Origin of the sequence: Sphingomonas sp., from assembly GCF_051962185.1 — a bacterium.
GTDB lineage: Bacteria > Pseudomonadota > Alphaproteobacteria > Sphingomonadales > Sphingomonadaceae > Sphingomonas.
On sequence record NZ_JBQCCN010000033.1, the window covers coordinates 1 to 15840 of the forward strand.

The 15840-nt window shown below is 65.8% G+C and carries 12 protein-coding genes; 7 read left to right on the plus strand and 5 right to left on the minus strand.

The features are described from left to right. Nucleotides 1-100: 100 nt before the first annotated feature. Nucleotides 101-1213, minus strand: a complete 1113-nt coding sequence (locus ACTHJR_RS02255; protein ID WP_440521440.1) for a glycosyltransferase family 4 protein — start codon at nt 1211-1213, stop codon at nt 101-103. Next, a complete protein-coding gene (gmd, locus tag ACTHJR_RS02260; RefSeq protein ID WP_440521441.1) occupies nt 1213-2277 on the minus strand; it encodes a GDP-mannose 4,6-dehydratase in 1065 nt (354 codons plus the stop codon). Before gmd ends, ACTHJR_RS02255 begins: the two co-directional genes overlap by 1 nt. Nucleotides 2278-2465: 188 nt before the next feature. On the opposite strand from gmd, the gene ACTHJR_RS02265 reads away from it, so the two are divergent. The 4 genes from ACTHJR_RS02265 to ACTHJR_RS02280 all read left to right on the plus strand — a co-directional run bounded on the left by ACTHJR_RS02265 (nt 2466) and on the right by ACTHJR_RS02280 (nt 8144). Next, nucleotides 2466-3941, plus strand: coding sequence for an O-antigen ligase family protein (locus tag ACTHJR_RS02265; protein ID WP_440521442.1), 1476 nt, complete (start codon nt 2466-2468; stop codon nt 3939-3941). 121 nt (nt 3942-4062) lie between these two features. Beyond that, nucleotides 4063-4638 carry a polysaccharide biosynthesis/export family protein gene (locus ACTHJR_RS02270; protein WP_440521443.1) on the plus strand — a complete coding sequence of 192 codons (576 nt, stop codon included), beginning with the start codon at nt 4063-4065 and terminating at the stop codon, nt 4636-4638. A gap of 10 nt (nt 4639-4648) precedes the next feature. Continuing rightward, the gene (locus ACTHJR_RS02275; RefSeq protein WP_440521444.1) at nt 4649-6877 is read left to right on the plus strand and encodes a GumC family protein; all 2229 of its coding nucleotides are present in this window, start codon (nt 4649-4651) and stop codon (nt 6875-6877) included. 19 nt (nt 6878-6896) lie between these two features. Beyond that, entirely contained in the window at nt 6897-8144 is a 1248-nt protein-coding gene (locus tag ACTHJR_RS02280; protein ID WP_440521446.1) for a hypothetical protein, read from the plus strand. A 14-nt stretch (nt 8145-8158) separates the two neighbouring features. Here ACTHJR_RS02280 and ACTHJR_RS02285 read toward each other — a convergent pair whose 3' ends face one another. Together ACTHJR_RS02285 and ACTHJR_RS02290 are read right to left on the minus strand one after the other, a co-directional pair. Next, nucleotides 8159-8857 carry a class I SAM-dependent methyltransferase gene (locus ACTHJR_RS02285; protein ID WP_440521447.1) on the minus strand — a complete coding sequence of 233 codons (699 nt, stop codon included), beginning with the start codon at nt 8855-8857 and terminating at the stop codon, nt 8159-8161. 369 nt (nt 8858-9226) lie between these two features. Then, a complete protein-coding gene (locus ACTHJR_RS02290; protein WP_440521449.1) occupies nt 9227-9481 on the minus strand; it encodes a hypothetical protein in 255 nt (84 codons plus the stop codon). 367 nt (nt 9482-9848) lie between these two features. On the opposite strand from ACTHJR_RS02290, the gene wecB reads away from it, so the two are divergent. The 3 genes from wecB to ACTHJR_RS02305 all read left to right on the plus strand — a co-directional run bounded on the left by wecB (nt 9849) and on the right by ACTHJR_RS02305 (nt 14506). After that, nucleotides 9849-10982, plus strand: coding sequence for a non-hydrolyzing UDP-N-acetylglucosamine 2-epimerase (wecB, locus tag ACTHJR_RS02295; protein WP_440521450.1), 1134 nt, complete (start codon nt 9849-9851; stop codon nt 10980-10982). A gap of 1 nt (nt 10983) precedes the next feature. Beyond that, the gene (gene wecC, locus ACTHJR_RS02300) at nt 10984-12234 is read left to right on the plus strand and encodes a UDP-N-acetyl-D-mannosamine dehydrogenase (RefSeq protein WP_440521451.1); all 1251 of its coding nucleotides are present in this window, start codon (nt 10984-10986) and stop codon (nt 12232-12234) included. A gap of 205 nt (nt 12235-12439) precedes the next feature. Beyond that, complete coding sequence (locus ACTHJR_RS02305) at nt 12440-14506, plus strand: alkaline phosphatase D family protein (protein ID WP_440521452.1); 2067 nt, start codon at nt 12440-12442, stop codon at nt 14504-14506. Between the two features lie 3 nt (nt 14507-14509). Here the strand turns inward: ACTHJR_RS02305 and ACTHJR_RS02310 are convergent, their stop codons facing one another. Beyond that, entirely contained in the window at nt 14510-15808 is a 1299-nt protein-coding gene (locus ACTHJR_RS02310; protein WP_440521453.1) for a sugar transferase, read from the minus strand. Between the last annotated feature and the right edge of the window lie 32 nt (nt 15809-15840).

Consider the following 15840-nt stretch of genomic DNA (forward strand, 5'->3'; position numbering starts at 1 on the left):
CGGCTAGTGCCGTGGACGCGATAGCCCTTGTCGAGCAGCAAGCGCGCGAGATAGGCGCCGTCCTGCCCGCCGACGCCCCAGATCAGCGCCGACCGGGCCGTCATGCTCGCGCCATCAGCGCACCGGTCATCGCCGCGAGCCGCTGGGCGAAGGCCGGAAAGGCGAAATAGTCGAGCCCCTCGGGAACGGCGCGGGGGCGGTCCAGGCTGGCGATCACCGCGTCGACCACCGCCCGTTCGTCGAGCGGATCGACGATCGGACCGAGCAATCCTTCGCGCATCGCCTCGCGCGTGCCGTCGCGGGTGCTGCCGATCGACGGGATGCCGCACGCCATCGCCTCGAGCAGGACGAAGCCGAACCCTTCGCCGCGGCTCGGCATGACATAAACGTCGGCGAGCCGGTAATGCTCGGCCTTCTCTTCCTCGGGCACCATTCCGGTGAAGACGACATGGTCGGCAAGGCCCATGTCGCGCACCTTGTCCTCTAGCCGGCCGCGATCGCTGCCGTCGCCGGCGATGACGTAGCTGACGTCCGGGCGCCGTGCGACGATCGCGGGAAGCGCGTCGAGCACCGCGTCGAATCCCTTGTAGCGCTCGCTTCCGGCCAGCCGGCCGAAGGTCATCAGCACCTTGCGTCCCTGGAGGCGGTAGCGCGCCTCGAGCCCGGCATCTTTGGGGCCGACCGCGAACTCGTCGAGATGGATCGCGTTGGGCATCAAGGTGGTTGCGGCGTCGGCATAAGGCGCCCAGGAGCGGAAGCGGTCGAGCGTGACCTGGCTGATCGACATGACGTGATCGGCCGAGCGCGCCAACCGCCGCGACCAGCCGCGCTTGCTCGGCTCCCAGGCGTCGATGCCGTAGATCGCGAGGACCAGCGGCTTGCCCAGCAACGTCGCCACGACGCGCGCCAGCGGCAGCAGGTTGAGGTGCGCGCAATAGACCAGGTCATAGCGCCCGCGTCGCATCGCGCGCATCACCGCGCGGACATAGGCGCCGAACCCGCCGAGGGCCGAAAGGTCGAAATCCAGCTTGGCCGGCAAATCGGCGGTCAATGGCAATTTCGCGACGCGCGGCAGCGCCACCACCTGCGCGATCGTCGGGTCGAGGCACATCGCCTCGATCACATCGCGATTGTAGAGCGCGATGCCGCCATGCCCGCCCCAGGCGTCGGTCAGGAGCATCAGCACCCGCCGCCCGCGCGGCGCGGTCGCCATCAGGCGCTGCCCCGGTTGCTCTGCCCCGCCGCCTGACGCAGGTCGGCCTCGACCATCTCCGTGATCAATGCGTCGATCGTCGTGGTCGGCGACCAACCGAGCACGCGCTTCGCCTTGGAGGCGTCCCCGATCAGCAGATCGACCTCGGTCGGGCGGAAATAGCGGGGATCGATCCGAACCAGCACGCGCCCGGTGTCGGTGCAACGGCCGATCTCCTCGACGCCCTCGCCTTCCCAGGCGACGGTCATGCCGGCGACCGCGAAAGCGCGCTCGACGAAGCTGCGCACGCTATGCGTCTCGCCGGTCGCGAGCACGTAATCGTCGCCCTCGGGCTGTTGCAGGATGCGCCACATCCCCTCGACATAATCGCGGGCGTGGCCCCAATCACGCTGCGCGTCGAGATTGCCGAGATAGAGCGTGTCCTGATGTCCATGGCGGATCGCCGCCACCGCGCGGGTGATCTTGCGCGTGACGAAGGTCTCGCCGCGCAGCGGGCTCTCATGGTTGAACAGGATGCCGTTGGAGGCGTGCATGCCGTACGCCTCGCGATAATTGACCGTGATCCAATAGCCGTAGAGCTTGGCCACCGCATAAGGACTGCGCGGATAGAAAGGCGTGTTCTCGGTCTGCGGCACTTCGCGCACCTTGCCGAACAATTCGGAGGTCGACGCCTGATAGAAGCGCGTCTTGTCGACCAGCCCGGCGACGCGAATCGCCTCGAGCACGCGCGCGACGCCGACGCCGTCGGCATTGGCGGTGTATTCGGGCGTCTCGAAGCTGACCGCGACATGGCTCTGCGCGGCGAGATTGTAGACTTCGTCAGGCTCGATCTCGGCGATGACACGGCTGATATTGGTCGCGTCGGTCATGTCCGAATAATGCAGGAACAGCCGCACGCCCTCGACGTGCGGATCGTCGTAGAGATGGTCGATCCGGCTGGTGTTGAACGACGAGGCACGGCGACGCAGGCCATGCACTTCATACCCCTTGGCGAGCAGCAGCTCCGCCAGATAGGCGCCGTCCTGGCCAGTGATCCCGGTGATGACCGCTTTCTTGCCGCTCAACTCCTGACCCCTCTTTCACGCTGACGCCGCCAATGACGAATGGCCCCGCCCGGGTAACCGTCGTGCGGTCAAAAGCAAGCCCCGGTTGTTGCGCCGCACCAAGCTTGGCAGCGGCGACGCCAGCCGCTAGGGCCTCTGCTTCGCGGGCCTGGCCCGCGCAACGACAAGACGACCGAGCCGGAGGACGTTTGCCCAATCCGTTCAGTACCAACAGGCCGCAGACGCTTTACGCGGCGCTCGCGCTGCTGACCGTAGCGGTGCTGTTCGGCGGCGCGTCGCGTTATGAGGTCGGGACGACGATCCTGCCCCGGCTCGCCGCGCTGGTGGCGATCGTCTATCTGTTCTGGCCGCGCAACCGCTCGTCGATCCGGGTCGAGCGCGGCGCGCTGATCTTCTGGGCGGCGTTGTTCGCCTTGCCGCTGGTGCAGCTCATCCCGTTACCCTGGTCGGTGTGGACCGCGCTTCCCGGCCGTGGTCTCGCACAACAGGTCTATACGGCGCTCGGCGACAAGCCGTGGTTGCCGATCAGCCTGTCGCCTAGCCGCACGCTCGACTTCCTGCTCGCCCTGTTCGTGCCGTTCGCCGCCTGGCTGCTCGGCGCGCATCTCGATTTTCCCGGCCGTGCGATCGTGCTGCGTGCGATGCTCGCCTTCGCGCTGATCAGCGCGGTGCTCGGCCTGATCCAGCTCAGCCTGGGCGCTGACAGCCCGCTCTATTTCTATTCGGTCACCAATGCCGATTCGAGCGTCGGTTTCTTTTCCAACGCCAACCATCTCGGCCTTTTTCTGGCCGGCGCGATCGTCATCGCGCTTGCCTGGCTGGCCGATTCGATGACGGTGACCGGGCGGATCATCGCGCCGGCCGCGGTCGTCTGCGGCCTCGCGATCTGCGTGCTGCTGTTCGGCATCGCCGGGACCAGTTCGCGCGCGGGGGCGATCTTCTCGGTCGTCGCCCTGCTCGGCGGCCTCGCCATGCTGCCGCTGGAGCGTATCGGATTGCGGCGTCGCTACGTCCTGGGCGGTGCGACGGTGGTGACGCTGGCGCTGGCCGCGGGACTGGGGCTGGTGCTCAGCGGCCGCGTGCTGTCGGATCGCTTCCGGATCGAGGACGGCACGCAGGAGCGGATCGGCCTGATCCCGCAATTCATCCATGTCGCGCACGATTTCTTCCCGTTCGGATCGGGTCTCGGCACCTTCGAGCCGGTGTTCAAATCCTATGAACACGCCAGCGCGCTGAGCTTCGGCTACTGGAACCAGGCGCATCAGGATTATCTGCAGGTCGCGATCGAGGGCGGACTGATCGGCCTGCTGCTGATCCTGGCGTTCCTGATCTGGTTTGCGATCCGCGTGGTGCGGATCTGGTACAAGGGCGACGAATCTTCGCGAATGCGCCGGCAGCAGGCGACCGCGGCATTGTTCCTGGCGATGATCGCGGCGCACGGCATGGGCGACTATCCGATGCGGACCGGCACCATCGCCTGCGTGTTCGGCTTCCTGGCGGCGTTCCTGACGGCGCCGCAGGATGGCCAGTCGAGCCGGCGACGCCGGTCCGACCGCGATTTGGGCGAAGACGGTTTTGGGGTATATGGGCAAAATCAGGATGTGGTACCCGTCAGTGCAATCGACCGCGGACTCGCGGCGCAGGGAGGCGATCATTACTCGTAAGCTTATCGTAGCGTGCGCCCTCGCGGCTGGCCTGAGCGCCTGCTCGGGCCCCAATTACAAACCCGAGAGCGCTGCCGCCGCCACCCCCGAGGCGCAGCTTCCCGTACCGTCGGTGCGGGATATGACGCGCGACCAGGCCGACTATCGCATCGGGCCGCTCGACAAGCTGACCGTGACCGTCTTCGGCGTTCCGGATCTCACCACCAACGGTCAGGTCGATGGCTCGGGTAACCTCACCATGCCGTTGATCGGTCAGGTGTCGGCGATCGGCGAGACTCCCAATTCACTGTCGACCAAGATCGCCGCCGCGCTCAACCAGCGCTATGTGCGCAATCCCCAGGTGTCGGTCACCGTCACCGAAGCAGTCAGCGCGTCGGTCACGGTCGAAGGCAGCGTCGTGCGCCCCGGCCAGTATCCGGTCGTCGGCCGCACCACATTGATCCGCATGGTTGCCGCCGCCGGCGGCCCGTCCGATTATGCTCGCCTGAGCGAAGCGGTCGTGTTCCGTACGATCAACGGCCAGAAGATGGTCGCCCGCTTCAACATCAAGGATATCCGCGGCGCACGGACGCCCGATCCCGAGATTTACGGCAATGACGTGATCGTGATCGGCAACAATTCGGCGCGTCAGCTCTTCAAGGACATCATCTCGGTAGCGCCGGTCATCGGCATCTTCTATCAGATCGCTAGAAAGTAAGGCTTCCCTCTTGGCAACCAATACCCTCCCGCTCGATCTCGGCGCCCCCGCAGCCGAAGGCGCCGCGGATTCGCGGCTGGCGCTCGAGCATTTCCTGCAACAGCAGGAGACGGAAAGCCCGCTCACCCAGTATCTTCAAGTACTGGTTCGCCAGCGGTGGATCGTGCTGGCGATCATCGCCGCGGGTGTGCTCGCGGCGGTATTCATCAACGCGACGACCGTGAAGCTGTATCGGTCGACCGGGTCGATCGAGATCGCCCGCGAGGCGACGCGGGTCGTCAACGACGGCGACACGCAGCCGAAAACCAACGTCGCGGGAATGGAATTCTACCAGACCCAATACGGGCTGCTGCGCAGCCGGGCGTTGGCCGAGCAGACCGCCGCCAGCCTGCGCCTCGCCGACAACCCCAATTTCCTCTACGGCTATACCGGCCGCAAGGCGCCGGCGAACGCGCTGTCGGGCGACCGTCAGCGGCGCGAGCTGACCGCCGCTCGGCTGGTCATGGCGCACCTGACGATCGAGCCGATCCGCGGATCGAGCCTGGTCCAGGTCAGCTTCGACAGCCCGGATCCCAATCTGTCGGCCTCGGTCGTCAACGCGGTCGCCAAGAACTTCATCGCGTCCAATCTCAACCGCCGCTTCCAGGCCACCGCCTATGCGCGCCAGTTCCTGCAGCAGCAGATCGAGACCACGCGCCAGAAACTCGAAGCGTCGGAACGCGCGCTGGTAGCCTATGCGAGCCAGCAGCGGATCATCAATTACGAGAACGGCACCGCGGGCAAGGACCAGGATCCGTCGAACGGCGCCTCGGTCGAATCGACCGATCTGCGCGCGCTCAACGACGCGCTCAACGCCGCCAAGATCGACCGCGCCCAGGCAGAGGCGCGTTATCAGCAGGCGCAGCACAGCGGTGGACTGAATTCGCCCGAGAGCCTGCAGGACAGCACGACCGTTTCGCTGCGCAGCCAGCGCGCTCAGCTGCAGGCGGATTACCAGCGGCTGTCGGCACAATTCCGCTCTGACTATCCGCAGATGGTCGCGCTTCGCCAGCAGATCGCGGAAATCGACAAACAGCTCGGCAAGCAGGGATCGGTGGTGCTCGATTCGCTTCGTGCCGCCTACCAGGCGGCGGCGCAGCGCCAGTCCGAGCTCCAGGCTCAGGTCGACAAGCTCAAGAACGGCGTGATCGACCTGCGCAGCCGCAGCGTTCAGTACAACACGCTGCAGCGCGACGCCGACACCAACCGCGCGCTCTATGATGCGTTGCTCCAGCGCTACAAGGAGATCGGCATCGCCGGCGGCGTCGGCACCAACAACGTGTCGGTGGTCGACACCGCGCTTCCCTCGGGCGGGCCGGTCACGCCGCGCACGTCGATGAACATCCTGCTCGGCCTGCTGCTCGGCACGCTGATCGGCGGCGCGGTGGCGTTCATCCTCGAACAGCTCGACGAATCGATCATCGCGCCGCACGATCTCGAGCGGAAGCTCGGCGTGCCGCTGCTCGGCAGCGTCCCGCGCGTGCCCGATTCGGATGTCTCGATCGACCTGCTGGAGGACAGCAAGACACCGCTGGCCGAAGCCTATCTGTCGCTCCAGACGGCGCTCAGGCTCACCACCAGCAAGGGCGCGCCGCGCGTCCTGTTCGTGACCAGCTCGCGACCGTCCGAAGGCAAGTCGACGACCGCAATGGCGGTGGCGCGCAACTTCGCCTCGCTCGGCAAGAAGACGATCCTGATCGACGCCGACCTGCGCAACCCGTCGGTGCACAAGATGATGGGCTTCGCCAATTCGGGCGGGCTGACCAACATTCTCGCCGGCGCGACCGACCTCGACACCTATATCCGCAAGGGTCCGGTCGACCGCCTGTCGATCATGAGCTCGGGGCCGATCCCGCCCAATCCCGCCGAATTGCTCGCCGGCCCCAATCTCTCGCAAACCTTCGAGCGCCTGCTCAACGAGGGCTATGAGCATATCGTGGTCGACGGTCCGCCGGTGCTTGGCCTCGCCGACGCGCCGCTGATCGCCAGCTACGCCGAAGCGACGATGTTCGTGATCGCCGCGCGCAACACGCACACCCGCACCGCCCGCGTGTCGCTGCGCCGCCTGGCCGACGTCCATGCCAACATCCTGGGGGCGGTGCTGACCAAGTTCGACGCCAAGAAGATCGGCTATGATTACGGCTACAATTACGATTACGGCGACAAGCGCATCGGCTTCATGAAGCGCGTGACGGGCTGAGCCCGAAGGCGGACGCGTCATGGCGGTGATAGCCCTGCGTCGCGGCACGGTGGCCGTTCGGGTCGCCGTGCTCGCGGTTGCGGTCGTCGGCAGTTTCTTCACCTTGCGGTCGGGGCTGGCGTTCATGCTGGCCACCCCGGCGACGGCCCATATCGCGGTCGAGATCGATCCGACCAACACCAACGCGCTGAGCGTCGACGCCAACGAGCGGTTGAAGACGGTTGAACTGGGCGCGCCGGCCGCGAAGCTCGCCGCCGACAGCAAGGGGATCCTTGAACATTCGCCTTATGAGGTGGTGGCGCTGCGCAACATCGGCATCATCACCGCCTCGAATGATGACGAGAAGGGTGCGGCGAACCTGCTCGGTCTCGCCGCCCGCCTGTCGTTGCGCGACTATCTGACTCACGCCTGGCTGCTCGACTATCGTTTCCGCACCAACGCGGTCGCCCCCGCGGTGACCGAAGCCGACATCCTGCTGCGCCAGGACGATCAGAACTGGCCCGTGATCATTCCCGCGCTGATCGCGCTCAGTCGCGATCCGCGGATCATCGACCCGCTGGCGCGAACGCTGGCGACGCGGCCCTATTGGCGCAGCACCTTCCTGACCCGGTTGGGCAGCGACAATCCCTATCCCGATGCAACCTATGCCTTGCTGACCCGACTGAAGGCGATCGGGTCCGCCGCGAGCAAGGACGAACTCGACCCCTATTTCATCAAGAGCGCGGATCGCCTGTCGCCCGCGCAATTGTTCGCGCAATGGGTCGCATTGCTGCCGCCGGGCGCCGAAGCCGCCGGCAAGGGATTGCTGCGCGAGGGCGATTTCGCGGGGCTCGACGCATCCCCTCCGTTCGGTTGGCGGCTCTATCCCGCCGACGGCGTCTATGCCGAGCGCGGCACCGGCCCCGCCGGCATGGGCAGCGCGCTCTTCGTTTCCTATTCCGGCGAGCGCGAGACGATCTTCGCCAATCAGGAGCTGGTACTACCGCCCGGCCATTATCGTTTCAGCGGACGCGCCTTTGCCGACGATGCGATCGAGGCGGGCACGTTCCACTGGTCGATCGTCTGCATGACCAAAGGTGCTACCGGCGTGCTGGGGACCGTTCCGGTCAATCCCTTGCCCGGCCAGCTCGGCCGTTATGCGGTCGAGTTCGACGTCCCGGCCAATTGCGACCAGCAGCAACTCGCATTGTCGGGAATCGCGCGCGACACGACGTTCGACACGCTGGCGCTCTATGTCGACGGGCTCGACATCGCCAAGTTGCGATAAGGTCGGGGTCGGCGTCAGCCGCGCGAAGCCACCATGGCAAACATGGTCTTGCGATAGCGCGGCCCTCCGGCCAGCCGATTGACGAAGCGCGGCAACGGCGGATCGGCATAATAGATCGTCTCGAGCACGACGAAGCCCAGCCGTTTCAGGATTTCACGCACTTCGGTCGAGGACGGCACGTGGCGGACGTGCCGATAATAACGCGGCCGGCCGGTCAGCCGCCACGCGAGTGCTTCGAAACGGCGATAGCGCGACCGTCCATTGGGCAGCGACAGGATCAGGCGCCCGCCCGGGCGGAGCAAGGCGGTCAGGCGCGCGATCTCGACCTCGAGATCCGGTAGATATTCGAGCACGCTGGAACACAAAGCGAGGTCGTATTGCCCCGCCCGCTCTGACAGCGTCTCGAACAAGGCGACGTCGAACGAAACATTGCCGACGTCGCGATCGGTGGCGGTCGCGCGCGCCAGCTCGATCATCCGCTCGGCACCGTCGATCCCGTCGACGTGCGAGGCGATCTTGGCCGCTTCGAACGACAATGTCCCCGCGCCGCATCCGGCATCGATCACCCGGTCGCCGGGCTGGGCATAGCGCTCGATCAACGTGCCCCAGGCGCGCAAGCGGTCGCGGAACCCGGGCGAGCGGACATAACCGTCGCGAAATGCGGGTGCGATCGAATCGTGCCAGCTGATGGCGGTTTCGGATCCGTCGGCCATGTCGCTCCTTTGGGCAATCGCCGCTCCCGGCGCGCTGGATATCGGCCCTAGAGCGATTTCGAAGCGGCTGGAATCACCCGCTGGCCAGGAAATCGCGCCAAACCAAAAAACTACAGCGGTTGGTCCGATACAATCGGACCGTGAACCGCTCTAGAGCGATTTGGAAGCGGGTGGAACGGCCGCGGATCGAAAAGCGACGACGAATGTCCGACGCGAGTCGGATGCCACGCTGCACGCCCGACGCGATTCGCCGCTCGTCCCAGAAACAAGAAGCCCGGCCCGACGCGATCGTCGTCCGGGAATCGGTACAAATAAGAAGGGCGCGAAGTCCGGAAACTTCGCGCCCCGCAATATTTGGTTAGAACCCGATCACGGGCTCTTCGGCTTCGAGCTACCCGAGGTGGCGGCGATGATGCCACCAATGATGGCGATCACGGCCAGGACCGCGACGATGCCGCCGCTGCCACCACGCAGGTGGTTGCCGTCCTTGGCATCGGCGCCAGCGCGCACGGTGCTGACCTTGCCCATCACCGTACCCTTGGCGGGCACCGACTGGGCCATCGCCGGGGTCGCTGCGAGCGCCACCGACGCGAGCGCCGCAACAGCGGACTTTAACAGCACCATTAGCAAACTCCCTTGGTTATCTGTTCCAATTTCTCGACGCGCTTGCCACACAATCGCGCCGACTGTCAACCATAGTGCCGATCGTTCCGGGATCGTCCCCGCCCCTGTTCGGCCCCAACGCCAACAACCTCGCAAACGCCATAAGGTTCGGTTTGTTGCATCGCGCAAGCATTTTTTCCGAACCGTTGCATCCGCGCATCGCCATTGGATCGCCTAGGTTAAATTCTGATGACGATTGGTCAAGGATGTTGGCGCATTCGCGACGATCCGACGTCCTTGGGCGATGTCGCGATTTCCGCCGCGCGCTTGATCTCCGACATGACGAATGGGGCTTGTCTCGCGGCGTCCAATCCGGGAAAGGGCTCGCATGCCGTCCGACGCTCGTCCCCGTATCCTCGTGGTCTTCGGGACGCGGCCCGAGGCGATCAAGCTGTTCCCATTGGTCCATGCGCTCCGCCGCAGCGACGCCGACGTGCGCGTCTGCGTCACCGGCCAGCATCGCGAAATGCTCGACCAAGTTCTTGAAATCGCAAGAATAACGCCAGAGCACGATCTCGACTTGATGCTGCCGAACCAGTCGCTCGACACGCTGACCGCGCGCTTGCTGACCGAGCTCGGCAAGGTGATGGACGCCGATCGGCCGGATCGCGTCATCGTCCAGGGCGACACCGCCACCGCCATGGTCGGCGCGCTCACGGCCTATTATCGCAAGATACCGGTTGGGCATGTCGAGGCGGGTCTGCGCAGCGGCAACATCTATCATCCCTGGCCCGAAGAGGTGAACCGCAAGGTGGTCGGCGCCATCGCCGATCTCCATTTCGCCCCGACCGATACCGCGCGCGACGCGCTGCTGGCCGAGAAGGTCCCCGCCGAGCGCATTCATGTGACCGGCAACACGGTCATCGACGCGCTGATCGAGACGCGCGCCCGCGTGGATGCCGACGCCGGGCTGGCCGCGACGATAGCTCCGATTGCCGAGCGCTTCGCCGGCAAGCGCATAGTGGCCGTAACGACACACCGCCGGGAAAATTTCGGCGACGGCCTGGTATCGGTCGCCCGCGCGGTCCGCCGAATCGCGCAACGGCCCGATGTCGCGGTGGTCTTTCCGGTCCACCCGAATCCCAATGTCCGCGCGCCGATGGCCGAGGTGCTGGGCGGGATCGACAATGTCGCGATGATCGACCCGCTCGATTATCCCAATTTCGTCCGCTTGCTGTCGCTCAGCCATTTCGTGATGACCGACAGTGGCGGCGTGCAGGAAGAGGCGCCGGCGCTCGCCAAGCCCGTGCTGGTGATGCGGGAGACGACCGAGCGCCCCGAGGGTGTCGTCGCGGGCACCGCCAAACTGGTCGGCAATGCCGAGGAGGTCATCGTTACCGAAGCTTCACGACTGCTCGACGATAACGCGGCCTATGAAGCAATGGCCCGCGCCCATAACCCGTTCGGGGACGGCAGAAGCAGCGAGCGAATCGCCCGCATCGTCCTCGATTCGATCGCCTGACATGAGCAGCGAGGGGACCAAGGTCTGCGTCGTTGGGCTCGGCTATATCGGCCTGCCTACCGCCGCGGTGATCGCCCGCAGCGGCGCGTCGGTGCTCGGCATCGACATCAGCCCGCGGGTCGTCGAGACGATCAACGCCGGCCGCATCCATATCGAGGAAGCCAATCTCGAATCGCTGGTCCACGACATGGTCGACGCCGGGTCGCTGCGCGCAGCGCTGGCACCCGAGCCGGCCGACGTGTTCGTCATCGCCGTGCCGACGCCGTTCACCGATGATCACGCGCCGGACATCAAATACGTGCTCGCCGCCACGCGCTCGATCGCCCCGGCGGTGCGCAAGGGCAGCCTGGTGATCGTCGAATCGACCTGCCCGGTGGGCACGACGGAGGCGGTCCGCGACGCGCTCAAGGAAGCTCGGCCCGACCTGACCTTCCCCGACGGCGACGACGCGTCGTCGGACGTCTGTGTCGCTTATTGCCCGGAGCGCGTGTTGCCGGGCAAGATTCTCGAGGAGCTGGTCAGCAACGACCGGTCGATCGGCGGGCTGAGCCCGGCCTGCGCCGAGCGCGCCGTCGCCTTCTACAAAGGATTCGTCGCCGGCGAGTGCATCGCAACGACCGCGCGCACGGCGGAAATGTGCAAGCTGGTCGAGAATTCGTTCCGCGACGTCAACATCGCCTTCGCCAACGAATTGTCAATCGTCTGCGAGACGCTCGGGCTCGACGTTTGGGAAGTCATCCGGCTCGCCAATCGCCATCCGCGCGTCAAGATCCTCCAGCCGGGCCCCGGCGTCGGCGGCCATTGCATCGCGGTCGACCCGTGGTTCATCGTCGACAGCGACCCGGAGAACGCCCGGCTGATCCGCACCGCGCGCGAAGTCAACGACGGCAAGGCGCATTATGTCGTCGCGCGCGCCTCGGCGCTGGCCGACGCGCATCCCGATGCCGCGATCGCGTGCCTCGGCCTGTCGTTCAAGGCGAACATCGACGATTTGCGCGAAAGTCCGGCGCTCGAGATCGCGATCGAGCTGGCGAAGGAATATGGCCACCGCGTCCGCGTGGTCGAGCCGCATGTCGATGCCCTGCCCCCGGCGTTCGACGGCACCGGCGCGGTCAAGACGACGCTCGACCAGGCACTCGACGAATGCGGCGTGCTGGTCGTGCTGGTCGACCATCATGAGTTCCGCGGCGTCGCGCCGCAGCGGCGCGCCGGCAAGGCGATCTACGACACAAGGGGCCTCTGGTCGGCCTGAAGCCGGGCGGCGTTTCCACCGCCCTTGCCTGATTCGTTTTTCGGGTTCAGGCTGGTGTTATGGTCGCACCACACACCCTCTGCTCCGTCCGCTGGGGAATCGAGACGGTGACGACCGGGCCGGCCCCATTGCGACGACGCGCCGGCCGCGGAACGAATGACGTCCATTCGAGCCTCGATTCACGTTGGACGGGGGGAGCGGCAGCATGACGAAACGGACGATTCTGGACCGACGCGAATTCCTCGCATCGGCCGCGGCGCTCGGCGCCACCGGCCTGTGGGCGACGCGCGCCGCCGCTTCCCGGGTCGGTTGGCAGGAGAATCGCGACCTCTTCCCGCAAGGCGTGGCCTCTGGCGATCCCGATCATCGCAGCGTCATTCTGTGGACCCGGCGCCCGTTCGCGGAGGGATTGCGCGCCGATCTCACGGTCGAGGTGGCGCTCGATCAGGCCTTCCGCCGCGTCATTGCCACCGCTCGCGCGCCGATCCTCGCCGAGGCGGACTGGACCTGCCGGGCGCTGGTCGGCGGCCTCAAGCCTGCGACCGTCTATTGGTATCGCTTCACCGACGACACGGGACAGGGCAGTCGCCTAGGCCGCACCATCACCGCGCCGGACCCCGCCGATCCGCGGCCGGTCCGCTTCGCCTTCGTGTCGTGCAACAGCGTCAACGAAGGCGCGCAGAACGCCTATCGCCGCATGATCTGGGAAGACGAGCGCGCACCCGCCGACGGCAAGCTCGGCTTCGTGCTCCATCTCGGCGACTTCATTTACGAAGTTGTCGAGTATCCGGAAGAAGTGCCGCATCGTTACTCGCGCACCGTCTATGATCTCGGCCACATCCCCGACGCGCGCAAGGTGAGCAATTTCCATGTGCCGACCAACCTGGCCGGTTATCGCCACGTCTACCGCGCTCATATCGACGACCCCGACATCCAGGACGCGCGGGCGCATTTCCCGTTCGTGTGTATCGGCGACAATCACGAATTCTCGTGGCAGGGCTGGCAGAGCTTCATCAAATACGGCGGCAAGGTCGAGCCGGCGCAGCCGCTGCGCGTCGCCGCCAATCAGGCATGGTGGGAATATATTCCGTCGCGCGTCCGCAAGGCATCGGGTGCCGGACTCGACCGATTCGATCCGCCGGCGGTGGCCAAGGCGCCGATCGAGACGTTCGACGATCGGGGTTTCGGCACCGAGCCCAACAATCGCATCGCGGTCGGCAGCATGACCGCCTATCGCGCGCTACGCTACGGTCGACACGTCGAGCTGATCCTGACCGATTTCCACAGCTACAAGGCGGCGGACCCGACCGACCGGCCCGAGGCGACGGCACTCGATTCGGGAGACTATCCGGTTCTCCCGCAAGAATGGCTGGAGATCGTCGACGGCGGCAAGGAATATAACGGCGGCAAGCCCCCCGCGACGATCGCGATCGGCGACAAGACCATCCCCAATTTCCGCAAGGACGACCCCGCCTACACCGTGCTCGGCGGCAGGCAGAAGGCGTGGCTCAAGGATCGGCTGACGCGGTCGACCGCGACCTGGAAGATCTGGGGCGCGACCAACGGCACGCTCGACATGCGCACCGACGCGCAGAACCTGCCTGCCGGTTTGATCAAGGCTCCCTGGCCGGGCCAGGGCTTCGGGACCTTTGGCGGCGGCGATTTCAGCGGGGCGTTCGCCGAGCGCGCCGAAATCTACGACACCGTTCGTGACAACAAGGTGCCGGGCTTCGTCGTCGTATCGGGCGACCGCCACAGCTTCTGGGCCGGCTATGCCGCGCCCGCCTTGCCGCCCGCCGGGTTCGATCCCGTGGGGATCAGCTTCATCACCGGCTCGATCTCCGCGCCCGGCCTTGGCGAGGCGGCCGAATATTTCAAGGATTCGGCCGTACTGCCGTTATTTGTGCGCAAACCGGCCGGCGCGCCGCCCGAGCACACGATCAACCTGACGATCAAGCGCGGGGTGCGCAGCGCGCTCGAATATGCGGCGAGCGGCGACATCGACAAGGCGCGCGCGCTGACCAATCCCGATGTCGCCCCCCACCTGGAATTCGTCGACATGGCCGGCCATGGCTATGCCGTGGTCAGCGCCGGCCCCGACGCGATCGACACCGAATTCGTCTGCATCGTCCGTCCGATCGCGCGCGCGACGACACCGGACGGCGGCCCCTTGCGCTATCGCGTGTCGCATCGCGCCGAGCGCTGGGCCGCGGGCCAGCGGCCCAAGCTCGTCCAGCGCGTGATCGACGGCGATCCGAAACTGTCGGTTTGACGGCTATTTCGCGCCAAACCCGCTGAAGACGGTTCCGACCGTCTTCAGCAGGATCAGCAAGTCGAGCCAGCCCGAGAAGTGCTTGATGTAGAAAAAGTCGTAATTGAGCTTGTAATGGACCGAAGCGAGGTCGGCGACATGCCCCTGGTTGACCTGCGCCCAGCCGCTGATCCCCGGCCGCACGATGTGACGATAGGAATAGAAGGGGATTTCTTGCTCGTACCAATCCGACAGTGCGACCGCTTCGGGGCGCGGACCGATCCAGCTCATTTCGCCTTTGATGATGTTCCACATCTGCGGCAGCTCATCGATTCGCGTGCGGCGCAGGAAACGGCCGAGCCGGGTGATGCGGTCGTCGCCGTCATTGGTGATGAACCCGTCGCGTGCGGCTTCCTGCGGGGTGCATTCGCGCATCGTGCGGAACTTCCACACCATGAACGGCCGGCCGCGATAGCCCATCCGCTCCTGCTTGAAGAGCGCCGGGCCTTTCGAATCGAGCTTCACCAGCAGCGCCACCAGGATCATCGGCACGATCAGCACCGGCAGCACGATTAGCGTCAGCAACAGGTCGATACCGCGCTTCATCTTGCGATAGGCGAGGTTGGGGAGCAGCGACCCGAAGCTGTTTTCCGACAGATGCTCGATCGACACCCGCCCGGTCAGCGATTCGCGGATCTGCTTGACGTGATAGACCGCGTAACCATTGACCGCGGCCTCGGCGAGCATGCGCTCCCAATCGTCGTCATGATCGTAGCGCAGGTCGGCGACGATCACCGAATCGGCACCCGGCGGGATCACCGGCTCGGTCATCGGGATCCATTCGACGTTGGGCAGCTCGGTCAAGGCGGCGGTCTTGCCGAACGGCACGATGTAGAAGGGCTTGGTCGCCGCCCGCATCAGGTAGAAGTGGATCGCGTAGGACGTCATCGCCGCGAGCGCGAACGAGACGCCGAGATAGGCGCGGCTGTAATCGAGGCGCAGGAAGAAGAACGCCGCGAACACGAGGCCGTAGGACGTCGCGTAGGTCGGGATGATGTAGCTGAACACGCGGCTTCCGGGGAAAGCGGTCACGCGGCGCAGCAGGAACAATCCCACGATCGCGCCCAGCGCGGCGCCGACGAGGACGTTGTCGACGGGCCCCAGCAAGGTTCCTGCATTGGGGTTGCCGTGAATCAATGGGCGGCTGATCAGCATGCTGGGCACCAGCACGGCAAGCACCAGCACCGCGAACGCCTCGACGCGGAACGATTCGAAAATGCTCGATCTTGGCCGCGTCGCTGCCGTGGCCCTGCTCATCAGCATGTGACCATATTCCCCTTCAAGTCGCTGCGGCG